Below are 23748 nucleotides of genomic sequence, written 5' to 3'. Positions count from 1 at the left end.
GTCAGGTTCGGCGGCGTCGGTTCCGTGACCGACGGCGGCGCGACGCTCACCTCGCCGGGCTCGTGCGGCAACGCTCCACTGGCGACCGGCGGCAGCTCCCCTGGCGGAGTCGAGGGCGCTGCGGATTCCGTCGGCGGCGGTTGTGCAGCAGACGGCGCCGGTGCCGGCACCTCAGGCATGGCCAGCACTGCGGGACCGTCCGGCAGGCGCTCGCCCGCGAGCACGTCATCGACCGCGGGCGAGAGCTCCGACGGCGTCGGCAGCGCGCCGTTCGCGTAGGCCGTCGCCCAGATCAGCACCGTGCGCACGTAGCTCTCGGAGTGGTTGTAGCGGAACACCGCCGTCGCGAGGTCGCGCGGATTGCGCAGGTCGCCGCCGGAGCTGCACAGGTACTGCCCCGCTGCCGCGGCGGCGTCGTGCACGTTGTGCGGGCTGGCGACCCCGTCGCGGTTGCCGTCCACCGCGAACTTCCGCCAGGTCGACGGGATGAACTGCATCGGCCCGACTGCCCGGTCCCACACCGGATCGCCGTCGAGCGCGCCGCCGTCGGTGTCCAGGATCGCCGCGACCCCGGGTCCGCCGGACAGCCGGGGCCCGAGGATCGCGCGGGGTGTCGTGCCCAGCACGTCGACGCTGCCGGAGCGGGCGTGGCCCGATTCGATGCGGCCGATCGACGCCAGCACCGACCAGTGCAGCCCGCAACCCGGATTGCGCTGGTCCTCCAGGTCGGCGGCCTGCCGGTAGGCGTTGAGCACGGTGTCCGGGATGCCGAGCGTCCCGCTGGGCAGGTCCAGGCTCCGGCCGGAACCGCTGGCCAGCTCTTTCGGATCACCTGCCTGACCGAGCAGGTCCTTGCTGGGCTTCTTGGCCTGCGGCAGGTTCCCGGTGACGCCCAGCTCCCGCAGATCGGTCCTCCCCGGTGGGGCCTGCGGCGCCGCCAGGAAGGAGCTCGACGCCCCGAACAGCGTCACCGGGAGCAGCAGCGCAGGGGTCAGCGCGGTGACCGCGACCCACCTCCGCGCCCGGTTCCTGGACTCCCCGCTGATGAGCGGAGCCGTTTTCCACATGTGCTTTCCGTGGCGCTTGTTGCGAGCCGTCACTAGTCCATCCCCCGACCTGGACCGTTCACCCCGAAATTCGGATGGCCTCCTGGATACACCACCGGGTGGACGATCGCCGGGTGGCGAGCCCGGACGTCACCCGTCCGTTGGGCCTCGGCTCGGCCGGTGACGCCCCGGACTGCTCCGTCCGGGCGGTGCGATCCGCCGATCTCCCGCTCACCGGGCCGGAACTGCCTACTCTCCGGTCATGACGCTCATCCACGAGCCGGCCGCGTTCGGCACCCACCAGGTGGAGAACCAGCCACCGCCGCTGTCCGGATTCGACCCGCTGGCCTGCGATCCGGCGCTGGGCTCGGCGCTGACCCGCTACGCCGTCGGCGACCTCACCGGGCTGGCCAGGGAGGCCGGTTCGGAGGAGGCGCGGGAGCACGGTCGGCTCGCCAACGAGCACCCGCCGCAGCTGCGCACCCACGACCGCTACGGGAACCGGATCGACGAGGTCGAGTTCCACCCGTCCTGGCACTGGCTGATGTCGCGCGCCATCGCGCACGGGCTGCACGCCGCGCCGTGGACGCAATGCCCCGGTGCGCACCTGCGCCGAGCTGCCGGTTTCTACCTGTGGTCGCAGGTCGAGCCCGGGCACAGCTGCCCGATCTCGATGACGTACTCGGCGGTGCCCGCGCTGCGCTACAACCCGGAGCTGGCCGCCGAGTACGTGCCGAAGCTCGCCGCGACGGGCTACGAGTTCGGGCTGCGGCCGCCCGCGGAGAAGTCGGCGCTGCTGGCGGGCATGTCGATGACCGAGAAGCAGGGCGGCTCGGACGTGCGCGCCAACACCACGACCGCCGAGCGGCTCGCCGACGGCACCTACCGGCTCGTCGGGCACAAGTGGTTCACCTCGGCGCCGATGAACGACGTGTTCCTGACCTTGGCGCAGACGCCCGGCGGGTTGAGCTGCTTCCTGGTGCCGCGGGTGCTGCCGGACGGCAGCCGCAACGGGATCCGGTTGCAGCGGCTGAAGGACAAGCTGGGCAACAAGTCCAACGCCTCGGCGGAGATCGAGTACACCGGCGCGATCGGCCACCTGATCGGCGAAGAGGGCCGCGGCGTCCGCTGCATCATCGAGATGGTGTCGATGACCAGGCTGGACTGCGTGCTGGGCTCGGCCGCCAACATCCGCATCGCGCTGTCCGAAGCGGCCCACCACGTCCAGCACCGCAGCGCCTTCGGCGAACGCCTGGTGGACCTCCCGCTGATGCAGAACGTGCTGGCCGACCTGGCGCTGGAGTCCGAGGCGGCGACGACGCTGGCGATGCGGCTGGCCGCGGCGGTGGAGCAGGGCGAGCACGACCTGCTGCGCCTGGCGCTGCCCGCGGCGAAGTTCTACGTCTGCAAGCGCGCGCCCGCCGTGGTCGCGGAAGCCCTGGAATGCCTGGGCGGCAACGGTTACGTCGAGGAATCCGGCATGCCCCGCCTGTACCGCGAGGCACCGCTGATGTCGATCTGGGAGGGCTCGGGCAACGTGACGGCCCTGGACCTCATCCGCGCCCTGGCGAAACAACCGTCCACAAGGGACGCACTGGAGGCGGAACTGGCCCCGGCGTCCGGCGCGAACCCCCACTACGACACGGCCCTGCACCGCCTCCGGACCGAGCTGGACTCCCCGGCCCCGGAACGAGCCCGAGCCCTGGCCGAACTCCTGGCCCTCACGCTCCAGACCTCACTGCTCCTCCGCCACGCGCCGACCCACGTCGCGGAGTCCTTCGCGACAACCCGCCTGGGCCCGGCAACCCGGACCTTCGGCGCAACCCCGATCCCCAACCCGAGAACCCTGGTGGACCGCATCGCCCCAACCCGCTGAGTCCCACCGGAGACCACAGTTTCAATCGAAACTGTGATCCGCCGTGCCTGGGTTCCGCAGTTTCAATTGAAACTGTGGTTTCAACTTGACAACCCGCACCCTCCGGGTCTAGGTGCTGCCCACCAACAGAACGTGCGGTCCACCGGTGTGTCGGTACCCGACACACCGACGCATGTGGACAGGTCGTCCGGCCTGTGGAGAACTTCCGCAAATTCAATGGAAATCAGACCTCTGATTTCCATTGAATTTGCGGACCGCCGAAGGCCGCGGAACGAGGGGCGGAGTGTCGAAGGTCCGAACAGGACGGTCCGGGGTCAGCGGTTGAGCAAGTAGCGGTGTTCGGGCCAGCGCTCGGCGATGAGGTCGATCGCCTCGTCGCCGAAGGGGTTCACGCCGGGGCCCTTGGCCAGGGCGTGGGCGATGTGCACGTGGAGGCACTTCACGCGGTCCGGCATGCCCCCCGCGCTGACCTCGGTGCCCAGGGACTCCAGCGCGTTGCGCTCCGCCAGGTAGGAGTCGTGCGCCCGGCTGTAGTGCGCCGCCAGCTCCTCGTCGGTGGCCAAGCGGTCCTGCATCTCGCGCATCAGGCCTTCGGCCTCGAAGGTCGAGGCGTGCGCGGTGAGCTGCGGGGAGGTCAAGTAGTACAGCGTCGGGAAGGGGGTGCCGTCCTCCAGCCGCGGCCAGGTCTGCACCACGGTCGGCTCACCCGCCGCGTCGCGCGCCGCGATGGCGTGCAGCCCGCGTGGCGGACGCCCCAGCTGTCGCCGGATGCACTCCCGGTCGGCGTCGCTGATCACCGGCGCACCCGAGTTCAACGTCAAGATCCCTTCCCCACAACAGAATTCCAGAGCTCTTCGTACCACGGCAGTCCGCTGTCGGCGGATTCCGCGGGAGGCGGTGGCGGAGCCGGCGCGATGGGCGCCTCCACGATGTAGGGCGTCTCGCCGGGCCGGACGTACCCGAACCTGGCCCGCGCCTCGGCCTCCAGCTGGGCCGGGTCGGAGAGCTCTTCCTTGCGCTTCTCCAGATCGCTGACCTGCTGCTGCAGCTCAGTTCGCTGCTGCTCCTGCGCAGCCAGGTCGGCGCGCTGGCTCATGTACGTGCGCAGCGGCACCGAAACGCTCAGCGCCATCACGCAGAACAGCATGGCCAGGCCCGCCGCCCGACGCGTCGAGGAGAGCTTGAAAGCTCCCCCGGTGCCGGGCCGGGAGCGCGGCCGGGACGACGTCTGCCGCCCCGGCCGCTTACCGGTGCTCTTGCCCCGGCTGGCGTTGCGGCGGGCGCGCTCGGCCCGGCGCTGAGCCGGGGTCTCCCCCTGGCTGCGCCGCCGCGGATCCGATGCGCGCCCGACCGGCATGGCTCAGCTCTCCGGGGTGAACCGCGGGAAGGCCAGCTCGCCCGCGTACCGGGCCGCGTCGCCGAGGGCTTCCTCGATGCGCAGCAGCTGGTTGTACTTGGCGACCCGCTCGCTGCGGGCGGGGGCACCGGTCTTGATCTGACCGCAGCCGGTGGCCACCGCCAGGTCGGCGATCGTGGTGTCCTCGGTCTCGCCGGAGCGGTGGCTCATCATGCTCTTGTAGCCGCACGAGGTGGCCAGGTTGACCGCGTCCAGGGTCTCCGACAGGGTGCCGATCTGGTTGACCTTGACCAGCAGCGCGTTGGCCGCGCCCCGCGAGATGCCCTCGTCCAGGCGCTCCGGGTTGGTCACGAACAGGTCGTCGCCGACCAGCTGGACCTGGTCGCCGACCTGCTCGGTCAGGCTGGTCCAGCCGTCCCAGTCGTCCTCGGACAGCGGGTCCTCGATGGAGACCAGCGGGTAGGCGCCGATGAGCTCCTGGTAGTACGCCGCCATCTGGTCCGCGGTGCGCTTGGCGCCCTCGAAGTTGTAGGCGCCGTCGGAGTAGAACTCGGTGGCGGCGACGTCGAGCGCCAGCACGATGTCGCGGCCCAGCTTGTAACCGGCCTTCTCCACCGCGGAGGCGATCAGGTCCAGCGCCTCGCGGTTGTTCGGCAGGTCGGGGGCGAAACCGCCCTCGTCGCCCAGCCCGGTGGCCAGGCCCTTGGCCTTGAGCACCGACTTCAGCGCGTGGTAGGTCTCCGCGCCCCAGCGCAGCGCCTCCGAGAAGGTGTCCGCACCGACCGGCGCGATCATGAACTCCTGGATGTCGACGCCGGTGTCGGCGTGCGCGCCACCGTTGAGGATGTTCATCATCGGGACCGGCAGCACATGCGCGTTCGGTCCGCCGACGTAGCGGAACAGCTCCAGACCCGAGGTCTCCGCGGCGGCCTTGGCCACCGCCAGCGAGACGCCCAGGATCGCGTTGGCACCCAGCCGGGACTTGTCCGGCGTGCCGTCCAGGTCGACCAGCTTCTGGTCGACGACGCGCTGCTCGGTGGCGTCCAAGCCGACCAGTTCCGGCCCGATCTCGTCCAGCACCAGGGCGACCGCGTTCTCCACGCCCTTGCCGCCGTAGCGACCGGCGTCGCCGTCGCGCAGCTCGACGGCCTCGTGCTCACCGGTCGAAGCGCCCGACGGGACCGCTGCGCGGCTGAGCGTGCCGTCCTCCAATGCCACCTCGACCTCGACGGTGGGGTTACCGCGGGAGTCCAGGATCTCGCGGGCACCGACCTGCTCGATGATCGCCACGTGTGCTCCTAACCAGCCTTTGAACTATGGACGAAGCGGACCGCCGCGGCGTTCCCGCGCGCGGCGAACCGGCCGAACGCCCGACGACCGCCTACGAGCCTAACCGGGCCGGTAGCACGGCCGCCGGAGACTCGCACGCCTCGCGATCAGGCCGCCCGATTCGCCCCCATCCGGCAACCCGCCGTTCGGCCGATGTTCGTGCCGGGAGGCCTGGATCCGGCGCCCAAGACCATCCGGTCGGACGTCTCGGAACACCGGATCGGCACGTAACGTTGTCGCCGCCATGACGACCGAAAGCACTGTCGAAGCGTTCCGCCGAGCAGAGGAGCTGCTCGGCCAGCGCCGCCCGCTCGAGGCCCTGCGCGTCCTCGAACCGGTGCTCGACGTCGACCCCGACAAGCCCAGCGTGCAGCTGCTGCTGGGCCGCGCGTACTACTTCTCCGCCCAGCTGCGCCGCGCGGAACGCGCGTTCCTCCGGGTCCTGGACTTCGACCCGTCCGACCACTACGCCCGGCTGGTCCTGGGCCGGACCCTGCAGCGCCAGGGCCGCCTCCAGGAGGCCCGCGCCCAGATCAGGCTGGCCGCGATGATGTACCCGGACCCGGCCTACCAGGAAGCGCTCGGCGAGATCAACGCCCACATCGCCACCAAGGGCCTCTGACCAGCTCAGCGGCGGCGGTTGCCGGCTTCCGCGTACGTCTCGGCGAGCGCGAAGACCTTCTGTGCGTACTCGACCGAGTTGTTGTAGGTCATCACGCCTGCCCACCAGCCGGTTCCGGTGGTCATGTCGCGGCCGCTGGCGCAGAGGTAGCGGGCTGCCGAGACCGCGGCGTCGTCCAGGTTCTGCGGGTCGCCGATGCCGTCGCCGTTGCCGTCGGTGGCCCACTTCCGCCAGGTCCCCGGGATGAACTGCATCGGCCCGACCGCCCGGTCGTGCACCACGTCGCCGTCGAGCAGGCCGCCGTCGGTGTCCGGGATCTCGCGGACGCCTGGCCCGCCGTTGAGCGGCACCCCGATGATCGGGCTGGACGATCGGGCGTCCTCCCGCAGGATCCGCCCGGCGAAGCGGCCGTGGTTGGACTCGATCCGCCCGATGCCGGCGAGCGTCGCCCAGGAGATCCGGCAGGCGGGCTGGTGCTGGCGCATCGCCAGGTCCGCGTTGACGTAGGAGACGATCGCGCGCGCCGGGATGTCGACCACGGTCGCGACCTCGTCGGCCCACTTGCGCACCGGGTCCGCGCCCGGTTCGAGCTGGCCCGGGTCGACGCCGGGGATGGACTGCGGCAGCGGCTCTTCCACGGGGGGCGCGGTCGAACCCGGCTCCACCGGCGCGGGCTCGGGTTCTCGCTCGACCGGCGGTCCCGCCCACGGTGCCGACGACGGCGCGCCGAGGACGTTGATCAGAGCGACTCCGACGACCATCGCGGCCAGCAGCCCGAACGCGGTGGCCAACCGCCCGAGTGCGGCGACCACGCCGGAAGTGTTCCTGATCACCGGGACAGGCTACTCGGCAGTAGGCCCGACTTTCCAGCCTCCGCCCGGCGGATGGTCCACACCTCGAGACCCGCAGTTTCAATTGAAACTGCGATCCGCCGTGCCTGGGATGTGCAGTTTCAATTGAAACTGTGTTCAGTCGCGGCTGAAACCAGCGGTCGCGGAGCAGACCGGCGGAGCTACCGGCCGCTGGCGACTGCGGGGATCTGGTGGCTGGATCGGCCGTAGTGGTCGGCCCAGTTCAGGACTTCCTGGCCGTAGTCGCGGCTCTGGTTGTAGGTCAGCAGGGCCTTCCAGAAGCCTTCGGCGTCGGTCAGGTCGCCGCCCGCGCTGCAGAGGTAGCGGCCCGCCGCGAGGGCCGCGTCGTCGATGTCCTGCGGGTCGGCCACCCCGTCGCCGTCCGCGTCGACCTTCCAGTCGTTCCAGGTGGTCGGGATGAACTGCAGCGGGCCGACGGCCCGGTCCCACTGCCGGTCGCCGTCGAGCTCGCCGCCGTCGGTGTCCGGGATCTTCTTGACGCCGTCGCTGCCGTCCAGCGGCAGCCCGATGATCGGCGTGCTGGGACGGCCGGTCTCGTCGAGCCTGGCCCCGCCGTGCCGGCCGTGGCTGGATTCGACCGAGCCGATGCCGGCCAGCAGCGTCCAGCTGATGCCGCAGCCGGGGATGCTGTCCTCGATGGAGCGCTGCGCGTAGCCGTAGGCCTGCAGAGCGGCGCGCGGGATGTTGAGCTCGTCGGCCATCGACTCGGACCAGTTCGCGAGCTGGCCTTGCGGTCGTTGCGACGGGGGCAGCGGCGGGCCGCCCGGTTGGAGCAGTTGCACTTCGGGGGGCTCGATGCCGCGGTCCGGCGGGGCGGTCGCCGTGGGCGGCGAGAACGGCGACTCGGCCACCCGCGGGGGCGTGGGGGTCGCGCACGACGCGACCAGGGTGAGCGCAGGGCATAACAACAGCCAGAGCCGACGCGGCACCAAAGATCCTCCCTCGCACGCCAGGACACTTCGGGGCGTCGAACCCAGCGCACCGCCCACCTGGGGATATTGATCGAATTTCGCGTTCGTCAGCCGAAGCGCCTGCGGCCAGTGTGCGTCACGACTCGGAGCGCACGGCGACTGGGTCGGACAAATCCGACATCAACTCGCGCCACTCGTCGGCCGCGAGCTCCGACGGCTCCCGCCCGGACTCCCGGGCTCGCCGCTCGGCTTCGCGGATCCGCTCGGCGAAGGCCAGGGCCACCGAGCGCAGCTCGTCCTCCGGGTCGGCGCCGGCGAGCCGGGCCCGCGCCGCGATGTCGAACAGCGCCTCGCCGACGGCTTCGCCGTGAGGCAGCACCTCCGCCGGAATCCCGGCGCGGCTGGCGCGCTGCACCAGCTTCGCGGCGAGCGCCACCGCGGGCTGCCCCAGCGCCACACCGTCCACAATAGACTCGCGCTGCTTCTCCTGCTGCTTGAGCTCTTCCCAGCGGGCGTGCTGCGATTCGGCGTCCAGCACGGAGCTCTCGTCGGCGAACACGTTCGGGTGCCGCGAAACGAGCTTGCTGACCAGACCGGCGGCGACGGCGTCGATGTCGAACGGATCGGCCGCGTCCTCGGCGGCGACCCGCGCGTGGAACAGCACCTGCAGCAGCACGTCGCCGAGCTCTTCGCGCAACGCCTCCCGATCACCATCGGCGATGGCGTCGAGCAGCTCGTAGGCCTCCTCGACGAGGTACTTGCGCAGCGTGTCGTGGTCCTGGTCGGCGTCCCACGGGCATCCGCCCGGCGAGCGCAGCCGGTCCATCACGGTCACGGCGTCCAGCAGCTCCACCCCGGCCGGGGCGGGCGCGCCGATCACGCGGGCGCCGGCGGAGCGCAGCGCTTCGGCGTCGGCGCAGCCGAGGTCGCCGACGAACAGCACGACGGGCTCGCGGGCGGCCTGCGCCAGCAGGTCCGCGGGCGGTTCCGGCGCGGCGAGCGCCTCCCGCGCAGCGGGCGCGAGGCCGGGCTCGGCGTACACAACGGCGTTGCGCAACAGCGGCACAGCCGCAGCGGGCACGACCTCACCGAGCCGGTCGTCGACCACGACCACCGCCGAACCTCCGGCCACCCGAACCTCGTCCATGAGGCGATTGTCCCAAGTCCGCGCAGGGCAGGTGACCACTTCCCCCGAGTCGTTGGTCACCATCCGTAGACCAGACGCGCGAAAATGGTTGCCGCTGCAACGATCAGGCCTGCGGGGCCTGCGCGGGGAAGCGGAAACCGGTGGTCTCGCCCTCGTTCGGCACCGCCGTCAGGTGCACCGGGTCCCACACCCCGTACCGCGGGCTGAGCTGCACCCCGGTCCGGTCGGCCGTCACCCCGAGCAGGAACGTCCCGAACTGCTGCAGCACGTCGTCGCCCGCGCCGTTGGCCAGCTGCGCCGGGGCCTTCGGATCGACCTGCCGGTCCTTGACCCGGACGACCAGCCACTGACCGCTGTTCGGCGACTGCTCGAAGGCCAGCACGGTGCCCGGCTCGGCGCCGAAGAGCGGCGTGTTGGCCGCCAGCTCCAGGCTCTCCGCCGGGCGCAGCTGCTGGTCGGTCGCGGTCAGCAGCCCGGCCGCCTTGTCCTGGGCGACCAGGTCCGCCGCCTGCTGCGGTCCGAGCGCCATCTGCCGGGCCTTCTTCTCCGCCTCACCGCGAGTGCTCGCCTGGGTCAGGTCGAAGGTGATCGACAGCTGGTCGATGTACTTGCGCCCGAGCTCCGCGGTCAGCATCTGGGTGCGGACCATCTCGCCGGCTTCCCGCGGGCCGTAGATCATGCCCTCGGTCGCCGCCTGCGGACCGCCCAGCTGGCCGACGCGCTCCGCGACCTGCTGATCGGTGACGGTCAGCCGCTCGTCGCGCGCGGCCTCCTCGACCAGCTCCTGCCGCACCAGCTGCGAGGCCAGCTGGCGGCCGAGGTCGTCGAGCGAGCCCTGCTGTTTCAGCTGCGGCTTGATGTCCGGCTGCCGCTCGAGCAGCTCGTCGAACCAGGACTGCACATCGGAAACGGGGATGCGGGTGTCGCCGACGATCGCGGCGGCCCCGACCTGGCTCGGCCCGGAACCGCAGCCGGCGAGCAGGAATCCGGCCGCGGCGATCGAAGCGAGGAGGCGCCCGTGGCGCGTGCGGAAGCTCACACCCCGCACCTTCTCACGAGATCAACGTCCGGTGAAGGCGGTTTCCGGAGTCCCATCGGTTGATCTCGATGGGCGATCGGCCCGGTTCCGCAGGTCGTGACCCGTGAGTCCTTCGAGTCGCCATAGCAGCCCAAAAGACTCACGGGCTCGGGATCAGCGGCCGAGCGGGCCGGCGGACATGTTGACGATGACCTTCTCGCCCTCGACCAGGACCTCGTAGTCCACGCCCTCGGACAGGCCGATCGTGAGCTCACCGGTGCCGTGCGAGTTGTCGTTCACCACCGCGCTCTTGGCCAGCGGCTGGCCGAAGGTCGCCGGCTCGGCCGTGCGGCGCTCCGGGTCCGCCACCTCGACGTAGATGTGCAGGAACTTCGTGCCGGTCATGCCCTCGACCGGTTCGCCGGAACCGCCCCAGACCGGGGAGGTCTCGTTGAGCTCGTGGTTCATCACCTTGACGCCGTCGACGCCCGACAGGCCGCTGAAGTCGAACACCACGCGCTCTTCGTTGCCGTGCACGCCCGCGCGCATGCCCGGCTTGTCGGTGGAGACCGGCGCCTGGAAGCTGCTCTCCGACGAAGAGGTCTCGGCCGACGAGGAAGTCTCGGACTGCACGGACTGCACCTGCTGCGGGGCGGTCGCGGGCGCCGGGGAGGCCGGCTGCGCGCCCGCCGAGCACCCGGTCACCGCCAACGCGGACATCGCCATCGTGCCGGCTGCCAGGATCAGCTTGCTGCGCAAGGACATCTCGGTCGCACCTTTCGCGTACGGGGCTTTCCCGTAAAGACGCCGCACAGCGCGCGAGGTTCCAACCGGAGCAGAACTGATCTCCAGCACATTTCCGGCCGCGGGACCCGGACGTCCTCTGTGGACTACCCGGGCGGGCGGGTGATGAAGTGGAGCGCGTCGGCGAGCTGCTCCCGGTGCCGGTTCAGGACTTCCGAGTCGACGCCGGCGGCCGTGATCGCCACCAACTCGTCGGTCGCCTCCCGCAGGGCCGCGCTCACCGCCGCCGCCTGCATCCGGACCTCGAGCGCATCGCTGCGAACTCCCTGGCGTTCGGCGAGGACCTCGACGAACGTCGGCTCGGCGCGCTCGCGCAGCACGAGGTAGGCCGCGCGCAACGCCGGTTCGTCGTGGGTCATGCGGATGACCGCCAGGACCGCTTCGACCTCGGACCAGGACTCCTCGGGCACGAGCGTGTAGGCCGCGCGCAGGTGCTCGGCGAGTTCCAGCTCGGGCGGCCAGCTGCGCAGGACCCGCTGGAACGCCTCGATCGTCTTGGTCAGCAGCGGTTCGACGCAGCTCTCCTTGCTGCGGAAGTAGCGCCACAGCGTGCGCTCGGAAACCCCCGCGGCCTTCGCGATCTGCTCGCCCGACGTCGCCGCCACGCCCTGCTCCCGGAACAGCCGGACCGCGTGGCGCGAGATCTCGAGCCGCTGCTGCCGGCGCTGCTCGTCGCTGACCGGGGGGCGTCCGCGGCGGGCGGTCCGCTCGACCATCGGCACCTCCATCGGCGGACTGGCGTTGACACACCTTAACCGACCCAAACATTATTGACAGTGAGCGCCAATAAATAAAGCTGGAGGAGACCCATGAGCGTTGCTGCCGAACGCCTGCAGCTGCCCTTCGACAGGCCGAACGTGCTCGACCTGGCCCCGCTGTACGAGGTGCTGCGCCGCGAAGCGCCGGTCACCCCGGTCACCACGCCAGCGGGCGACCCGGCGTGGCTGGTCACGCGCTACGACGAGGTCCGCGAACTGCTCGGCGACAAGCGCCTCGGGCGCTCCCACCCCGAGCCGGAGCGGGCCTCGCGCATCACCACGGCCGCCGTGCAGGACGGCCCCACCGGCACCTACGAATCCGAAGAGGCCGACCACAAGCGGATGCGCCGACTGCTCACCCCGGCGTTCTCCGCCAAGCGGATGCGGATGCTCTCCCAGCACGTCCAGGACCTCGTCGACGGCTACGTCGACCAGCTGATCGCCGAGCGCGAGTCCTCGGACGTCGTCGACCTGCACACCGGGCTGGCGTTCCCGCTGCCGGTCGCGGTCATCTGCCAACTGCTCGGCGTGCCCGAAAGCGACCGCGAGCTCTTCCACGCGCTGTCCGAGCGGATGGCCAGCCCGTCCGAGGGCGGCGAGGCGCACCGAGCGCGCGAGGAGTTCAGCCGCTACATGGCCGGGCTCGCCGAGTCCAAGCGCGGGCAGCTGGGCGAGGACGTGATCTCCGACCTCGTGCGCGCGCAGAGCGCCGACGAAGGGTTCGACTACGCCGAGATGGTCCGGCTCTGCGTCGGGCTGCTCTTCGCCGGGCACGAGACCACGGTCAACCGCATCGGCCTGGGCGTGCTGTTCCTGATGACCCGCCCGGAGCACTGGACCGCGCTGACCGCAGACCCCGACGGCCGGGTCGATGCCACCGTCGAGGAGATCATGCGGCTGGGCGCGCCCGGAGACCTCGGACTGCTGCGCTACGCGCACACCGACGTCGAGGTCGGCGGCACCACGATCCGCACCGGGGACGCGGTGATCCTGTCGGTCAACTCCGCCAACCGCGACGAGTCCGCCTACGCCGACGCGGAGACCTTCGACCCGGACCGCGCCGAGCGCACCCACCTCGGCTTCGGGCACGGCGCGCACTTCTGCATCGGCGCCAGCCTCGCCCGCACCGAGCTCCGGATAGTCTTCGCCACCCTCGCCCGGCGCCTGCCCGGCCTGCGCCTGGCGAAGGACGCCGACGAGCTGCCGGTCCGCCCCACCATCACCGGAGGAGTCTCGGAACTCCCGGTGACCTGGTAGAACCCCACTCGAGGAGAAAGACATGAAGGTGACAGCCGACCAGGACAAGTGCATCGGCGCGGGCCAGTGCGTCCTGACCGTCGAGCAGGTCTTCGACCAGCGGGACGAGGACGGGATCGTCGTCCTCCTCAACCCCGAACCAGCCGAAGAACACGCCGAAGCAGTCCACCAAGCAGCAGCGATGTGCCCCTCCGGAGCCATCACAGTCGAAGACTGACCCCAGAAGGGCACCTTCGACCGGGGGTGCCCTTCAGTCTTCTTCTTCGACCGGGCCCACTTCGAGCTGGAATTCGGCGCCGTGGCGTTCGGTTCCGGCTATGACCGCTTGTTCCAGTACCTGGGCGCCCTTGAGACCTCTCTGCATCAGGGGGTCTTCGCGGAGGTCCTTCATCAGGGCCACGCAGAGCAGGATCATCACCACCGCGAACGGGGCCGAGGCCAGGAACGTCAGGTTCTGGATGCCGCTGAGGGCGTTCTCGCCGCCGACGATGAGCATGATCGCGGCCACTGCACCCGTCGCGGCACCCCAGAACACGACGATCCAGCGCTGCGGCTCGATGGAACCGTGCTGCGACAGGGTGCCCATGACGACCGAGGCCGCGTCCGCGCCGGAGACGAAGAAGATCGCCACCAGGACCATCACCAGCACCGTGGTGATCGACGCCAGCGGCAACGTCTCCAGCACCCGGAACGTCTGGGCCTCCTCGCCGCCGCTGCGGTAGACGTCCACGCCGCTCTGCTGCACGGAGATCGAGCTGCCGCCGAAGATCGCGAACCACACCAGGCTCACCACGCTCGGCACCAGGATCACGCCACCGACGAACTGGCGGATGGTGCGACCGCGGCTGATCCGGGCGATGAACATGCCGACGAACGGCGTCCAGGAGATCCACCACGCCCAGTAGAAGATCGTCCAGCTGGACAGCCAGTCGTTCATCGCCGCGCCGCCGGTGGCGCCTGCTCGCGAGGCCATCGACCCGAAGTCGCGCAGGTAGACGCCGACCGACGTGGGCAGCAGGTCGAGGATGAAGACCGTCGGGCCGACCACGAAGACGAAGATCGCCAGCAGCGCCGCCAGCACCATGTTGATGTTGGACAGCCACTGGATGCCCTTGGCCACGCCCGACACCGCCGAAGCGATGAAGCAGATCGTCAGCACCACGATGATCAGCACCAGCACGGTGTTGCCGACCGCGCCGATCCAGCCGGCCGCCTGCATGCCGCTGCGGATCTGCAGCGTGCCCAGCCCGAGCGAAGCGGCCGACCCGAACAGCGTCGCGAACAGGGCAAGGATGTCGATCAGCTTGCCGACCGGCCCCTCGGCGCCGCGCTTGCCGATCAACGGCGTGAACACCGCGCTGATCAGCTGCTTCCGGCCGCGGCGGAAGCTGCCGTAGGCGATCGCCAGACCGACCACCGCGTAGATCGCCCACGGGTGCAGCGTCCAGTGGAACAGCGAGGTGGCCATCGCGGTCTCCACCGCCGCATCGCTGAGCGGCGCCACGGTGCCCGGCGGCGGTTCCACGAAGTGCGCCAACGGCTCGGCGACACCGAAGAACATCAGCCCGATGCCCATGCCCGCGCTGAACATCATCGCGATCCACGACACCGTGCGGAACTCCGGCAGCTCGTCGTCCTGGCCGAGCGGGATCGCGCCGTAGCGGCTGAACGCCAGCCACAGCGCGAACACCACGAACCCGGTGGAAGCCAGCACGAAGGCCCAGCCGATGTTGGTGACCAGCCAGGACAGCAGCGAGCTGGACACCACCGCCAGCGACTCGGTGGAGGCCACGCCCCACCCGACGAAGACCAGCGTGATGAGCGCGGTGATCCCGAAGACCAGCGCATCGGTGCGGCGCACGGCGGTGAAGGCCTCCGGCGACCGCGGAATACGGGCGCGCGCTTCGTCCCGTTCAGAGCCCTTCCTGGCCATCCCGCGCCTCCTCGTGACCGATGACGAGCCGGATCAACGGTCACGCCACCAGCACCCGGCGGCAACTCAAGACCAGGCGCACAACACCCGACGATGGTGGTCGATTTCGTGCGAAATCGACCACCGCCCGGGTGACGGGGGGTCAGGCGACGGGGGCCGGAGCCGTGGTGAGGTCCGCGAGGAACTTCGCGCACCAGTCCAGGAGGGCGTCGTCGCGGAGCGGCGGGGCCCCCATGCGGCCACCGGCCGCGCCTTCCGTCGGGCGCGGGACCGAGACCGTGCGCACCGCCGGCTTGTACACCGCCTTCGGGTACAGGCGCTTGAGGCGGACCTGCTTGGAGTCCAGCAGTTCCAGCGGCGCCAGCCGCAGCGACGTGCCCTGCAACGTCACCTCGCGGACGCCCTGCTCCCGGCAGAGCTGCCGGAACCGCGCCACCTTCAGCAGCCGCTCCACCGGCTCGGGCAGCGGCCCGTACCGGTCCACCAGCTCCGCGCGCACCGCGTCCAGCGCCTCCTCGTCCACCGCCGCGGCGAGCTTGCGGTACGCCTCCAGGCGCAGCCGCTCCCCCGGCACGTAGTCGTGCGGGATGTGCGCGTCGACCGGCAGGTCCACCCGGACCTCGGTGAGCTCCTCCTCCACCTCGCCGGGCTCGGCCCCGGCGTGCTTGCGGAACGCGTCGACGGCCTCGCCGACCAGCCGCACGTACAGGTCGAAGCCCACGCCCGCGATGTGCCCGGACTGCTCGGCGCCGAGGATGTTGCCCGCGCCGCGGATCTCCAGGTCCTTCATGGCCACCGCCATGCCCGCGCCCAGCTCGGAGTTCTGCGCGATGGTCGCCAGGCGGTCGTGCGCGGTGTCGGTCAGCGGCTTCTCCGGCGGGTACAGGAAGTAGGCGTAACCCCGCTCCCGCGCACGCCCGACGCGACCGCGCAGCTGGTGCAGCTGGGCGAGGCCGAGCAGGTCGGAGCGGTCCACGATCAGCGTGTTGGCGTTGGAGATGTCCAGGCCCGTCTCGACGATCGTGGTGCACACCAGCACGTCGTGCTCGCGCTCCCAGAAGCCCTGGATGATCTTCTCCAGCCGGTCCTCGTTCATCTGCCCGTGCGCGGTGACGATCCGCGCCTCCGGCACCAGCTCGCGCAGCTGCCGCGCGACCTTCTCGATGTCGTGCACCCGGTTGTGCACGAAGAACACCTGGCCGTCGCGCAGCAGCTCGCGGCGGATCGCGGCGGCGACCTGCTTCTGGTCGTAGGCGCCGACGTAGGTCAGGATCGGGTGCCGCTCCTCGGGCGGGGTGAGGATGGTCGACATCTCGCGGATGCCCGCCATGCTCATCTCCAGCGTCCGCGGGATCGGCGTCGCCGACATGGTCAGCACGTCCACGTGCGTGCGCAGGGCCTTGATGTGCTCCTTGTGCTCGACGCCGAAGCGCTGCTCCTCGTCGACGATCACCAGGCCCAGGTCCTTGTAGCGGATGCCGGTCTGCAGCAACCGGTGCGTGCCGATCACGATGTCGACCTCGCCGTCGGCCAGGCCCTTGATCGTCTGCTCGGACTCCATCGGATCGGTGAACCGGGACAGGCCCTTGATGTTCACCGGGAACGAGCGCATCCGGTCGGTGAAGGTGTTCAGGTGCTGCTGGGCGAGCAGCGTGGTCGGCACCAGCACGGCGACCTGCTTGCCGTCCTGCACCGCCTTGAACGCCGCGCGCACCGCGATCTCGGTCTTGCCGTAGCCGACGTCGCCGCAGATCACCCGGTCCATCGGGACCGCGCGCTGCATGTCCGCCTTGACCTCGTCGATGGCGGCCAGCTGGTCGCCGGTCTCGGTGTAGGGGAAGGCGTCCTCCAGCTCCCGCTGCCACGGGGTGTCCGCGCCGAAGGCGTGCCCCGGCGAGGACTGGCGGGCGGCGTAGAGCTGCACCAGCTCCGCGGCGATCTCCTTGACCGCCTTGCGGGCCTTGGCCTTGGTGTTCTTCCAGTCCGAGCCGCCGAGCTTGTTCAGCGTCGGGGTCTCGCCGCCGACGTAGCGGCTGACCTCGTCGAGCTGGTCGGTCGGCACGAACAGCCGGTCGCCGGGCTGACCGCGCTTGCTCGACGCGTACTCCAGCACCAGGTACTCGCGGGTGGCGCCGCCGACGGTGCGCTGCACCATCTCCACGTACTTGCCGATGCCGTGCTGCTCGTGCACCACGAAGTCGCCGGTCTTGAGCGCCAGCGGGTCGACCGCGTTGCGCCGCCGCGACGGCATCCGCCGCATGTCCCGGGTGGACGTCCCGCCGCGACCGCCGGTCAGGTCCGCTTCGGTGAGCACCACCAGCGAGATGCCGGGCGCGGCGAAGCCGTCCTCGAGACCGCCGCGCACCACCGTCACGACCCCGGTCTCGGGCTCGTCGGCCAACCCGTCCTCGGCCAGCCGCGCGGGCAGCTCGGCCTCGCGCAGCTGCTGCACCGCTCGCTGCGCGGTGCCCGCACCGGCCACCACCAGCAGCGCTGCCCCGCCCGACGCGGTGTGCGCGCGCAGGTCGGCGAAGGCCCGCTCGATCTCGCCGCGGTAGGCGTCGACCTGCTTGAGGACCAGGCGGATGACCTCGTCGTCGTCCTCACCCTCTTCGCTGGTCAGCTGGGTCAGCGGCCACCAGGGCAGGCCGGCGGACACGGTGTGCTCGGCGACCTCGGCCAGGCTTCGGTAGGCCGACGCGCCCAGGTCGATCGGCGCCTTGCCGCCGTCCGCGGCGACCATCCAGGACGCCTCGAGGAACTCCTGACCGGTGCGCACCAGGTCCGCGGCGCGGGCGTGGATCTTCTCCGGATCGGCCAGCAGCACGTGCGCGCCGCTCGGCAGCAGATCCGTCAGCAGCTGCATCTCGCCTTCGCACAGCGCCGGGATCAGGGCCTCCATGCCCTCGACCGGGGCGCCACCGGCGATCTTGCCCAGCATCTCGGCGAGGTGGCCGTCGGCCTGGTGCTGCTCGGCGAGCTTGCCGGCCCGCTCCGCGACCTGGTCGTTGATCAGCAGCTCCCGGCAGGCCGGGGCGAACAGCTCGGTGTCCTGCGCCTCCGGCAGCGAGCGCTGGTCGGCGACCGCGAACGGGCGGATCTCGGTGACCTCGTCGCCCCAGAACTCCACCCGCAACGGGTGCTCCTCGGTCGGCGGGAACACGTCGACGATGCCGCCGCGCACCGCGAACTCGCCGCGCTTCTCCACCATGTCGACCCGGTCGTAGGCCAGCGCGGCCAGCTGCGCGACCAGGTCCTCGAAGTCGTGCTCGACGCCGACCGACAGCCGCACCGGGCGCAGCTCCCCCAGGCCCGGCGCGATCGGCTGGATCAGGCTGCGCACGGTGGTCACCAGCACGCGGATCGGACCGTCCGCGTGCTCTTCGGGGTGCGCGAGGCGGCGCAGCACGGCCAGCCGCCGGCCGACGGTGTCCGCGCGCGGGGAAAGTCGTTCGTGCGGCAGGGTTTCCCACGACGGGAACACCGCGACACCGCCCGCCCCGAGCAGGTCGGAGACCGCGGCGGCGGCTTCTTCGGCCTCGCGGCCGGTGGCGGTGACCAGCAGCACCGGGCGCGCGGCGCCGTCCTCGGCGGCCAGCGACGCGGCGGCCAGCGAGCGCGCCGCGACCGGGCCTTCCAGCACCAGGCGTGGTCGGCCCGCTGCCCCGACGACCTGCTGGAAAGCGGGATCGCGCAGCACGGTTTGGAGCAGTCCGCACAGGGGACCGGCCTGGCTCATGGAGCTACCTCGCAGCAGAGATCGCGAAATGCGGGCACACCCCTGCCCGGGACGAACGCCACGCCGGACGGGGCGAGGAGTCCCAGACTACGACTCGGCCCCGACACGAACACGACGGCCCGACGCACGCCCCAGTTCGGTGCCCGGTGTCACACTGGCCGGGTGCTCCTGCGCCGATTCGCCGCGTTGGTCCTGCTCCTCGCGCTCGCGGGCTGCGGCGGGAACAGCACGGGCCGCCCGGCCCCGGCCAGCACCGCACCACCGGAACCCGGTGCGCAGCTGCACGTCGAGGTGATCGCCAGCGGCCTGCAAGATCCCTGGGACATCGGCTTCCTGCCGGACGGCACGGCCCTGGTCGACCAACGTCCCGGCCGACTGGCGCTGCTCGCCGACCACCGCCCCGGCGCCCTGGTGCACCCGGTGCGAGCCGGCTTCGGCGACCTGCTGGTCAAGGGCGAAGGCGGCCTGCTGGGCCTGCTGGTGCACCCGGACTTCGCGGCCGACCGGCGCTTCCTCACCTGCCAGACCCACCAGGTCGGCGGCAAGGCGGTGGACGTCCGGGTGGTCACCTGGCGGCTCTCCGAGGACGGCTCGCGCGCGGACCGCGTCGGCGACCTGCTCACCGGGCTCCCGCTGAACCCCAGCGGTCGGCACTCCGGCTGCCGCCTCGCGCTCGCCGCGGACGGCGCGCTGCTGGTGGGCACCGGCGACTCCGCCCGCCCCGACGTACCGCAGGACCGCACGTCGCTGGGCGGCAAGGTGCTGCGGCTGAACATCGACACTGGTGCGCCGCTGCCGGACAACCCGTTCATCAGCTCGCCCGACCCCCGCGAGCGGCTGATCTGGACGTTCGGGCACCGCAACGTGCAGGGCGTCGCGCCGCGCCCCGACGGGCAGGTGTTCATCGCCGAGCACGGCCCGGCCTACGACGACGAGGTCAACCTGCTGCGGCCGGGCGGGAACTACGGCTGGAACCCGTCGCAGGGCGGCACCACCAGCGGCTACGACGAATCGGTGCCGATGACGGACCTGCACCGCTTCCCGGACGCGATCAGGGCGGTGTGGTCCTCCGGCGACGAGCGCCTGGCCCCGAGCGGCGCGACGTTCCTGACCGGCCCGCAGTGGGGGCGCCTCGACGGCGCGCTGGCCGTCGCGACCCTCCGCGGCAGCAAGCTCCTCCTGCTCCGCACCGCCCCCGACGGCGCGGTCCGCGAAGTGCTGATCCCACCGGAGCTGAACGGAACCTTCGGCCGCCTCCGAGCAGCCCGCCAAGGCCCCGACGGCGCCCTCTACCTCTCGACGTCCAACGGCGAAGACGACAAGATCCTCCGAGTCACCACCAACTGACCCCCACGCCCCACCACGAGGACCACAGTTTCAATTGAAACTGCGATCCGCCGTGCCCGGGTTTTACAGTTTCAATTGAAACTGCACACCCGGGCGTGTCGGGACCCCGGCGTGTCGGGCGCCTGACACGCCGACGGATGTGGACAAGTCGTCCGGTCTGGGAGAACTTCCGCAATTTCAATGGAAATCGGACGTCCAATTTCCATTGAATTTGCGGAGGGTACGGTCTGTGACCGCGAAGCACGACCGGCACCGCGCGGCGAGGGTCGCATGCGCCGTAGGCGCATAGCCCACACTCGGCGCTTGCACCGCTGAGGTTCCGCTACCCGCATCGCTACGCAGGACGGGGATGGAAAACCTCATTGGAATGGCGAAGGCCCCTCCGGGGCGGGGGACCGGAGGGGCCTTCGCAGCTACCGAACACCACGCTGCTTTCGGGGAACAGCACCGGCGTCGGCATCGATCGGGTGAGATCGATGGGAGGTGCGGGGGCACCAGGTGCCCCCGCACCGGATCAGCTGTTGTCTTCCTTCAGCATGTCGGAGCACTTCTCGCCGATGGCCATGGTGGTGATGTTCGGGTTCACCGCCACCAGGAACGGCATCACCGAGGCGTCCGCGACGCGCAGACCCTGCACGCCCTTGACCCGCAGGCGCGGGTCCAGCGGCTTGCTCGCGTCGTCCTCAGCGCCCATCGGCACCGAGCACGCCGGGTGGTAGACGGTGTTGTGGGTGCGCTTCAAGTAGTCCGCGATCTCGTCGTCGGTCTGCACGTCCGGACCCGGGAACAGCTCCGCGCCGGCCCACTCCTGCATCGCCGGCTGCGCCACGATCTTGCGGGCCAGCTTGATGCCCTCGGTCATCACCCGCATGTCGTGCGGGTCGGTGAAGTACCGCGGGTCGACCTTCGGCTTGTCCCGGAAGTCGCGGCTGCGCAGCCGCACCGTGCCCGTGGAGCGGGCGCGGGTGACGTTCGGGGTCAGGCAGAAGCTGTTCTCCGAGGTCGGGTAGCCCTGCCGCACGGTGTGCATGTCGAAGGGCACCGAACCGTAGTGGAACATCAGGTCCGGCCGGTCCAGGCCGTCCTCGGTGGTGGTGAAGATGCCGATCTCCCACCACTGCGTCGAGTCGGTGACCATCGGCTTCTTGGCGTCCCAGCTGATGACGCCCTCCGGGTGGTCCTGGAGGTTGGACCCGACGCCGGGGGAGTCGACCAGCACGTCGATGCCGAACTCGCGCAGGTGCTCGGCCGGGCCGATGCCCGACAGCATCAGCAGCTTCGGGGTGTCGATGGCACCGGTGGACAGCACCACCTCGCGGCGGGCGGTGACCGTGCGGGTGTGGATCAGGTCCGCGTCCAGGTACTCCACGCCGGTGGCGCGGGTGCCGTCGAAGGTGACCTTCTTCGCCCACGCCTGGGTGCGGATCTCCAGGTTCGGCCGGTCCAGGTTCGGGTGCAGGTACGACACCGACGAGGAGGAGCGAGTGCCGTCCTCCTTGCAGTTGATCTGGAACCAGTTGGCGCCGTGCGTGACGGTCTTGCCGGAGTTGAACTCCGTGGTCGGGATGCCCTGCTCCTCGCAGGCCTGCAGCATCGCGACACCGCACGGGTCGTTCGGCGGGACGCTGCGCAGGGTCACCGGGCCGCTGCGGCCGTGGTGCTCACCCGGGGCGTCGTTGGTCTCCAGCCGCTTGTAGAGCGGGAAGATGTCCTTGGCGCCCCAACCGGTGCAGCCCATCGACTCCCACTCGTCCAGGTCCTCGGCCGGGGCCCAGAAGGCGATGCAGGAGTTGTGCGAGGAGCAGCCGCCGAGCACGCGGGCCCGGGCGTGGCGCATGAAGGAGTTGCCGTTCTCCTGCGGCTCGATCAGGTAGTCCCAGTCGTAGCCGGACTCCAGCAGTGCCATCCAGCGCTTGAGCTCGAGGATCGCCTTGTCGCCGACGTCCGACGGACCGGCCTCGAGCAGGCACACGGTGACGTTCGGGTCCTCCGAAAGCCGCGACGCGACCGCCGCACCCGCGCTGCCACCACCGACCACCACGTAGTCGAACTGGTCTGTCATTGTCCGAATCTCCGTTTCTGTGAATAAGAGTTCTGGTCATCCCGCTTCGTGGGCGGGTTGAGCGAACCTCTCAGGCGACCGGGCTGGTCTTCTCTTTGTCCGAAGTGGACGAATGTTCGGCGAGAACGCCGACCTTGTGCCGCTGGACGAACCAGTAGTACGCGAATCCGCCCACCGCCGCGACTCCGACGAACAGCACCGAGCTGTACTGCAGGTACCAGTGGTACGGCGGCTCGGCGTTGTAGACCTCGCGGCGCGGCCAGGCCAGGTTGATGGTCATGCCGGCGCCCCACACCACGGCCAGCACGTTGATCGGCAGCCCCAGCTTGCCCAGGCTGAACCGGCCTTCCTCCTTGCCGGGCTTCCACTTGCCGCGCAGCCGCGCGACCAGCATCGGCACGGTGACCAGCAGGTAGGAGATGTAGATCAGGATGATCGCCAGGCTGGTGATGGCGGTGAAGATCTGCGGCTGGCCGATGTTGACCAGCAGCAGCGCCACCGCGATCACGCCGATGACGATGGCGGGGACGACCGGGGTCTGGAACCGCGGGCTGACGCGGGCCAGCAGCTTGCCCGCCGGCAGCGCGTTGTCGCGGGCCATGGCGAAGACGATCCGGATCGCCGCGGTGTGCACCGCGAGCACGCACACCGTGATCGCCACGAAGATCGCCAGCAGGAACAGCCGGCCGACGAGCGGGCCGAGCGCGTCGCTGAGCACGAACTGCAGACCGCTGGTGGCCAGCTCCGGTGCGGAGAAGTCGCGCGTGGCCATCATGCCGAACAGCAGGATCAGGCCGCCGAGCACGAACGAGGCGATCAGCGCCCGCAGGATCGCCTTGGGGGCGTTGCGGTGCGGGTCGATGGCTTCCTCGCCCAGCGATGCGGCGGTGTCGAAGCCGTACATCACGTACGACGAGGCGATCCCGGCGACCAGGAACGCGCTCAGGTAGTTGCCGCCGAAGGCGGCCTCGGTGCCGTTGGTGTCGAGCACGACGGTCGGCGGGTTCACCACCACCAGCGCCAGCGCGATGATCAGCAGCACGGCGGCGGCCAGCTCGATGAACACACCGGCGCTGTTGATCTGGGCCATCAGCTTGACGCCGAAGGCGTTGACCAGCGTGGTGAACAGGATCAGCACCGTCGCCAGCAGGATGCCGTTGACCGCGGCATCGGTGGCGTTGCCGCTGTCACCGATGATCTGGAAGCCGGCCCAGATCTGGGGGAGCGTGTTCTGGTAGGCCAGGGCGGTGGCCGAGATCGAGACGATCGAGGCCAGCAGCATCATCCACCCGGCCAACCAGCCGACGTGCTGACCGCCCAGCTTCTTCGCCCAGTTGTAGACGGAACCGGCGATCGGGTATCGCGATGCCAGCTCGGCGAAACTCAACGCCACGAGCAACTGCCCGACGAACACGATCGGCCAGGACCACCAGTAGGCGGGTCCACCGAAGGACAGGCCGAAGTAGGACAGTTGGAAGGTGCCGGTGAGCACCGAGATGTAGCTGATCCCGGCGGCGAAGGTGTGGAAGCTTCCGAGGCTTCTCTTCAGTTTGTTGGTGTAGCCGAACTCGTTGAGCTCGGCGTCGTGATTGGGCGCGCTCATGCCCCGAACTCCTTTCCCGGTCAACGCGCCCGCCGGAGCAGGAGGGTTGGACCGGGTGGTTGCTTGC

General features: G+C 70.5%; 19 protein-coding genes. 5 read left to right on the top strand and 14 right to left on the bottom strand.

Going from position 1 to position 23748, the window contains the following annotated elements:
• Nucleotides 1-1067: lytic transglycosylase domain-containing protein (locus OU415_RS14790; RefSeq protein ID WP_270949316.1), on the bottom strand; the 1067-nt coding region annotated here is incomplete at its 3' end.
• Nucleotides 1068-1308: 241 nt separating this feature from the next.
• Here OU415_RS14790 and OU415_RS14785 point away from each other — a divergent pair.
• Nucleotides 1309-2922: an acyl-CoA dehydrogenase family protein gene (locus OU415_RS14785; protein ID WP_270949315.1), complete on the top strand. Its 1614-nt coding sequence runs from the start codon at nucleotides 1309-1311 to the stop codon at nucleotides 2920-2922.
• Between the two features lie 314 nt (nucleotides 2923-3236).
• Here the strand turns inward: OU415_RS14785 and OU415_RS14780 are convergent, their stop codons facing one another.
• Genes OU415_RS14780 through eno form a run of 3 tightly spaced genes read right to left on the bottom strand, consistent with a single transcriptional unit; the run spans nucleotide 3237 to nucleotide 5569 of the window.
• A complete protein-coding gene (locus OU415_RS14780; RefSeq protein ID WP_270949327.1) occupies nucleotides 3237-3737 on the bottom strand; it encodes a DUF501 domain-containing protein in 501 nt (166 codons plus the stop codon).
• 2 nt (nucleotides 3738-3739) lie between these two features.
• Nucleotides 3740-4279 (bottom strand): FtsB family cell division protein, encoded by a 540-nt coding sequence (locus tag OU415_RS14775; protein ID WP_270949314.1) that lies wholly within the window; start codon nucleotides 4277-4279, stop codon nucleotides 3740-3742.
• 3 nt (nucleotides 4280-4282) lie between these two features.
• Nucleotides 4283-5569 (bottom strand): phosphopyruvate hydratase, encoded by a 1287-nt coding sequence (gene eno, locus OU415_RS14770; RefSeq protein WP_270949313.1) that lies wholly within the window; start codon nucleotides 5567-5569, stop codon nucleotides 4283-4285.
• Nucleotides 5570-5852: 283 nt separating this feature from the next.
• Between eno and OU415_RS14765 the strand changes: the two genes are divergently transcribed.
• Nucleotides 5853-6230 (top strand): tetratricopeptide repeat protein, encoded by a 378-nt coding sequence (locus OU415_RS14765; protein ID WP_270949312.1) that lies wholly within the window; start codon nucleotides 5853-5855, stop codon nucleotides 6228-6230.
• A 5-nt stretch (nucleotides 6231-6235) separates the two neighbouring features.
• Here the strand turns inward: OU415_RS14765 and OU415_RS14760 are convergent, their stop codons facing one another.
• From OU415_RS14760 to OU415_RS14735, 6 genes are all read right to left on the bottom strand, one after another.
• Nucleotides 6236-7063: a lytic murein transglycosylase gene (locus OU415_RS14760; protein WP_270949311.1), complete on the bottom strand. Its 828-nt coding sequence runs from the start codon at nucleotides 7061-7063 to the stop codon at nucleotides 6236-6238.
• 179 nt (nucleotides 7064-7242) lie between these two features.
• Nucleotides 7243-8031, bottom strand: a complete 789-nt coding sequence (locus OU415_RS14755; RefSeq protein WP_270949310.1) for a lytic transglycosylase domain-containing protein — start codon at nucleotides 8029-8031, stop codon at nucleotides 7243-7245.
• Nucleotides 8032-8149: 118 nt separating this feature from the next.
• On the bottom strand, nucleotides 8150-9160 hold the full coding sequence (locus OU415_RS14750) for a MazG family protein (RefSeq protein WP_270949308.1): 1011 nt from the start codon (nucleotides 9158-9160) through the stop codon (nucleotides 8150-8152).
• A 103-nt stretch (nucleotides 9161-9263) separates the two neighbouring features.
• The gene (locus OU415_RS14745; RefSeq protein ID WP_270949307.1) at nucleotides 9264-10199 is read right to left on the bottom strand and encodes a SurA N-terminal domain-containing protein; all 936 of its coding nucleotides are present in this window, start codon (nucleotides 10197-10199) and stop codon (nucleotides 9264-9266) included.
• Between the two features lie 153 nt (nucleotides 10200-10352).
• Complete coding sequence (locus tag OU415_RS14740) at nucleotides 10353-10943, bottom strand: AMIN-like domain-containing (lipo)protein (protein ID WP_270949306.1); 591 nt, start codon at nucleotides 10941-10943, stop codon at nucleotides 10353-10355.
• Nucleotides 10944-11068: 125 nt separating this feature from the next.
• Complete coding sequence (locus OU415_RS14735; protein WP_270949305.1) at nucleotides 11069-11698, bottom strand: TetR/AcrR family transcriptional regulator; 630 nt, start codon at nucleotides 11696-11698, stop codon at nucleotides 11069-11071.
• A 93-nt stretch (nucleotides 11699-11791) separates the two neighbouring features.
• On the opposite strand from OU415_RS14735, the gene OU415_RS14730 reads away from it, so the two are divergent.
• Both OU415_RS14730 and OU415_RS14725 read left to right on the top strand, forming a co-directional pair.
• Nucleotides 11792-12997, top strand: coding sequence for a cytochrome P450 (locus tag OU415_RS14730; protein WP_270949303.1), 1206 nt, complete (start codon nucleotides 11792-11794; stop codon nucleotides 12995-12997).
• A 22-nt stretch (nucleotides 12998-13019) separates the two neighbouring features.
• On the top strand, nucleotides 13020-13214 hold the full coding sequence (locus OU415_RS14725; RefSeq protein WP_270949302.1) for a ferredoxin: 195 nt from the start codon (nucleotides 13020-13022) through the stop codon (nucleotides 13212-13214).
• A gap of 33 nt (nucleotides 13215-13247) precedes the next feature.
• Here the strand turns inward: OU415_RS14725 and OU415_RS14720 are convergent, their stop codons facing one another.
• Both OU415_RS14720 and mfd read right to left on the bottom strand, forming a co-directional pair.
• Nucleotides 13248-14930, bottom strand: a complete 1683-nt coding sequence (locus tag OU415_RS14720; protein WP_270949301.1) for a BCCT family transporter — start codon at nucleotides 14928-14930, stop codon at nucleotides 13248-13250.
• Between the two features lie 142 nt (nucleotides 14931-15072).
• Nucleotides 15073-18669 (bottom strand): transcription-repair coupling factor, encoded by a 3597-nt coding sequence (mfd, locus tag OU415_RS14715; protein ID WP_270949300.1) that lies wholly within the window; start codon nucleotides 18667-18669, stop codon nucleotides 15073-15075.
• A gap of 168 nt (nucleotides 18670-18837) precedes the next feature.
• On the opposite strand from mfd, the gene OU415_RS14710 reads away from it, so the two are divergent.
• Complete coding sequence (locus OU415_RS14710) at nucleotides 18838-20016, top strand: PQQ-dependent sugar dehydrogenase (protein ID WP_270949326.1); 1179 nt, start codon at nucleotides 18838-18840, stop codon at nucleotides 20014-20016.
• 514 nt (nucleotides 20017-20530) lie between these two features.
• Here the strand turns inward: OU415_RS14710 and OU415_RS14705 are convergent.
• Entirely contained in the window at nucleotides 20531-22078 is a 1548-nt protein-coding gene (locus OU415_RS14705; protein ID WP_270949299.1) for a GMC family oxidoreductase, read from the bottom strand.
• A gap of 70 nt (nucleotides 22079-22148) precedes the next feature.
• The gene (locus tag OU415_RS14700) at nucleotides 22149-23681 is read right to left on the bottom strand and encodes an APC family permease (RefSeq protein ID WP_270949298.1); all 1533 of its coding nucleotides are present in this window, start codon (nucleotides 23679-23681) and stop codon (nucleotides 22149-22151) included.
• Between the last annotated feature and the right edge of the window lie 67 nt (nucleotides 23682-23748).

This window comes from Saccharopolyspora oryzae (assembly GCF_027853915.1).
Lineage (GTDB): Bacteria > Actinomycetota > Actinomycetes > Mycobacteriales > Pseudonocardiaceae > Saccharopolyspora > Saccharopolyspora oryzae.
Note: the sequence above shows the minus strand (reverse complement) of the source record. Positions and strands in the feature narration are given on the sequence as shown.

What these genes read in the sequence shown, in the direction of transcription:
- OU415_RS14785 (WP_270949315.1), top strand. Translation starts at nt 1,309, where the DNA reads ATGACGCTCATCCACGAGCCGGCCGCGTTCGGCACCCACCAGGTGGAG.
- OU415_RS14775 (WP_270949314.1), bottom strand. Translation starts at nt 4,279, where the DNA reads ATGCCGGTCGGGCGCGCATCGGATCCGCGGCGGCGCAGCCAGGGGGAG.
- OU415_RS14765 (WP_270949312.1), top strand. Translation starts at nt 5,853, where the DNA reads ATGACGACCGAAAGCACTGTCGAAGCGTTCCGCCGAGCAGAGGAGCTG.
- OU415_RS14750 (WP_270949308.1), bottom strand. Translation starts at nt 9,160, where the DNA reads ATGGACGAGGTTCGGGTGGCCGGAGGTTCGGCGGTGGTCGTGGTCGAC.
- OU415_RS14740 (WP_270949306.1), bottom strand. Translation starts at nt 10,943, where the DNA reads ATGTCCTTGCGCAGCAAGCTGATCCTGGCAGCCGGCACGATGGCGATG.
- OU415_RS14735 (WP_270949305.1), bottom strand. Translation starts at nt 11,698, where the DNA reads ATGGTCGAGCGGACCGCCCGCCGCGGACGCCCCCCGGTCAGCGACGAG.
- OU415_RS14730 (WP_270949303.1), top strand. Translation starts at nt 11,792, where the DNA reads ATGAGCGTTGCTGCCGAACGCCTGCAGCTGCCCTTCGACAGGCCGAAC.
- OU415_RS14725 (WP_270949302.1), top strand. Translation starts at nt 13,020, where the DNA reads ATGAAGGTGACAGCCGACCAGGACAAGTGCATCGGCGCGGGCCAGTGC.
- OU415_RS14720 (WP_270949301.1), bottom strand. Translation starts at nt 14,930, where the DNA reads ATGGCCAGGAAGGGCTCTGAACGGGACGAAGCGCGCGCCCGTATTCCG.
- mfd (WP_270949300.1), bottom strand. Translation starts at nt 18,669, where the DNA reads ATGAGCCAGGCCGGTCCCCTGTGCGGACTGCTCCAAACCGTGCTGCGC.
- OU415_RS14705 (WP_270949299.1), bottom strand. Translation starts at nt 22,078, where the DNA reads ATGACAGACCAGTTCGACTACGTGGTGGTCGGTGGTGGCAGCGCGGGT.
- OU415_RS14700 (WP_270949298.1), bottom strand. Translation starts at nt 23,681, where the DNA reads ATGAGCGCGCCCAATCACGACGCCGAGCTCAACGAGTTCGGCTACACC.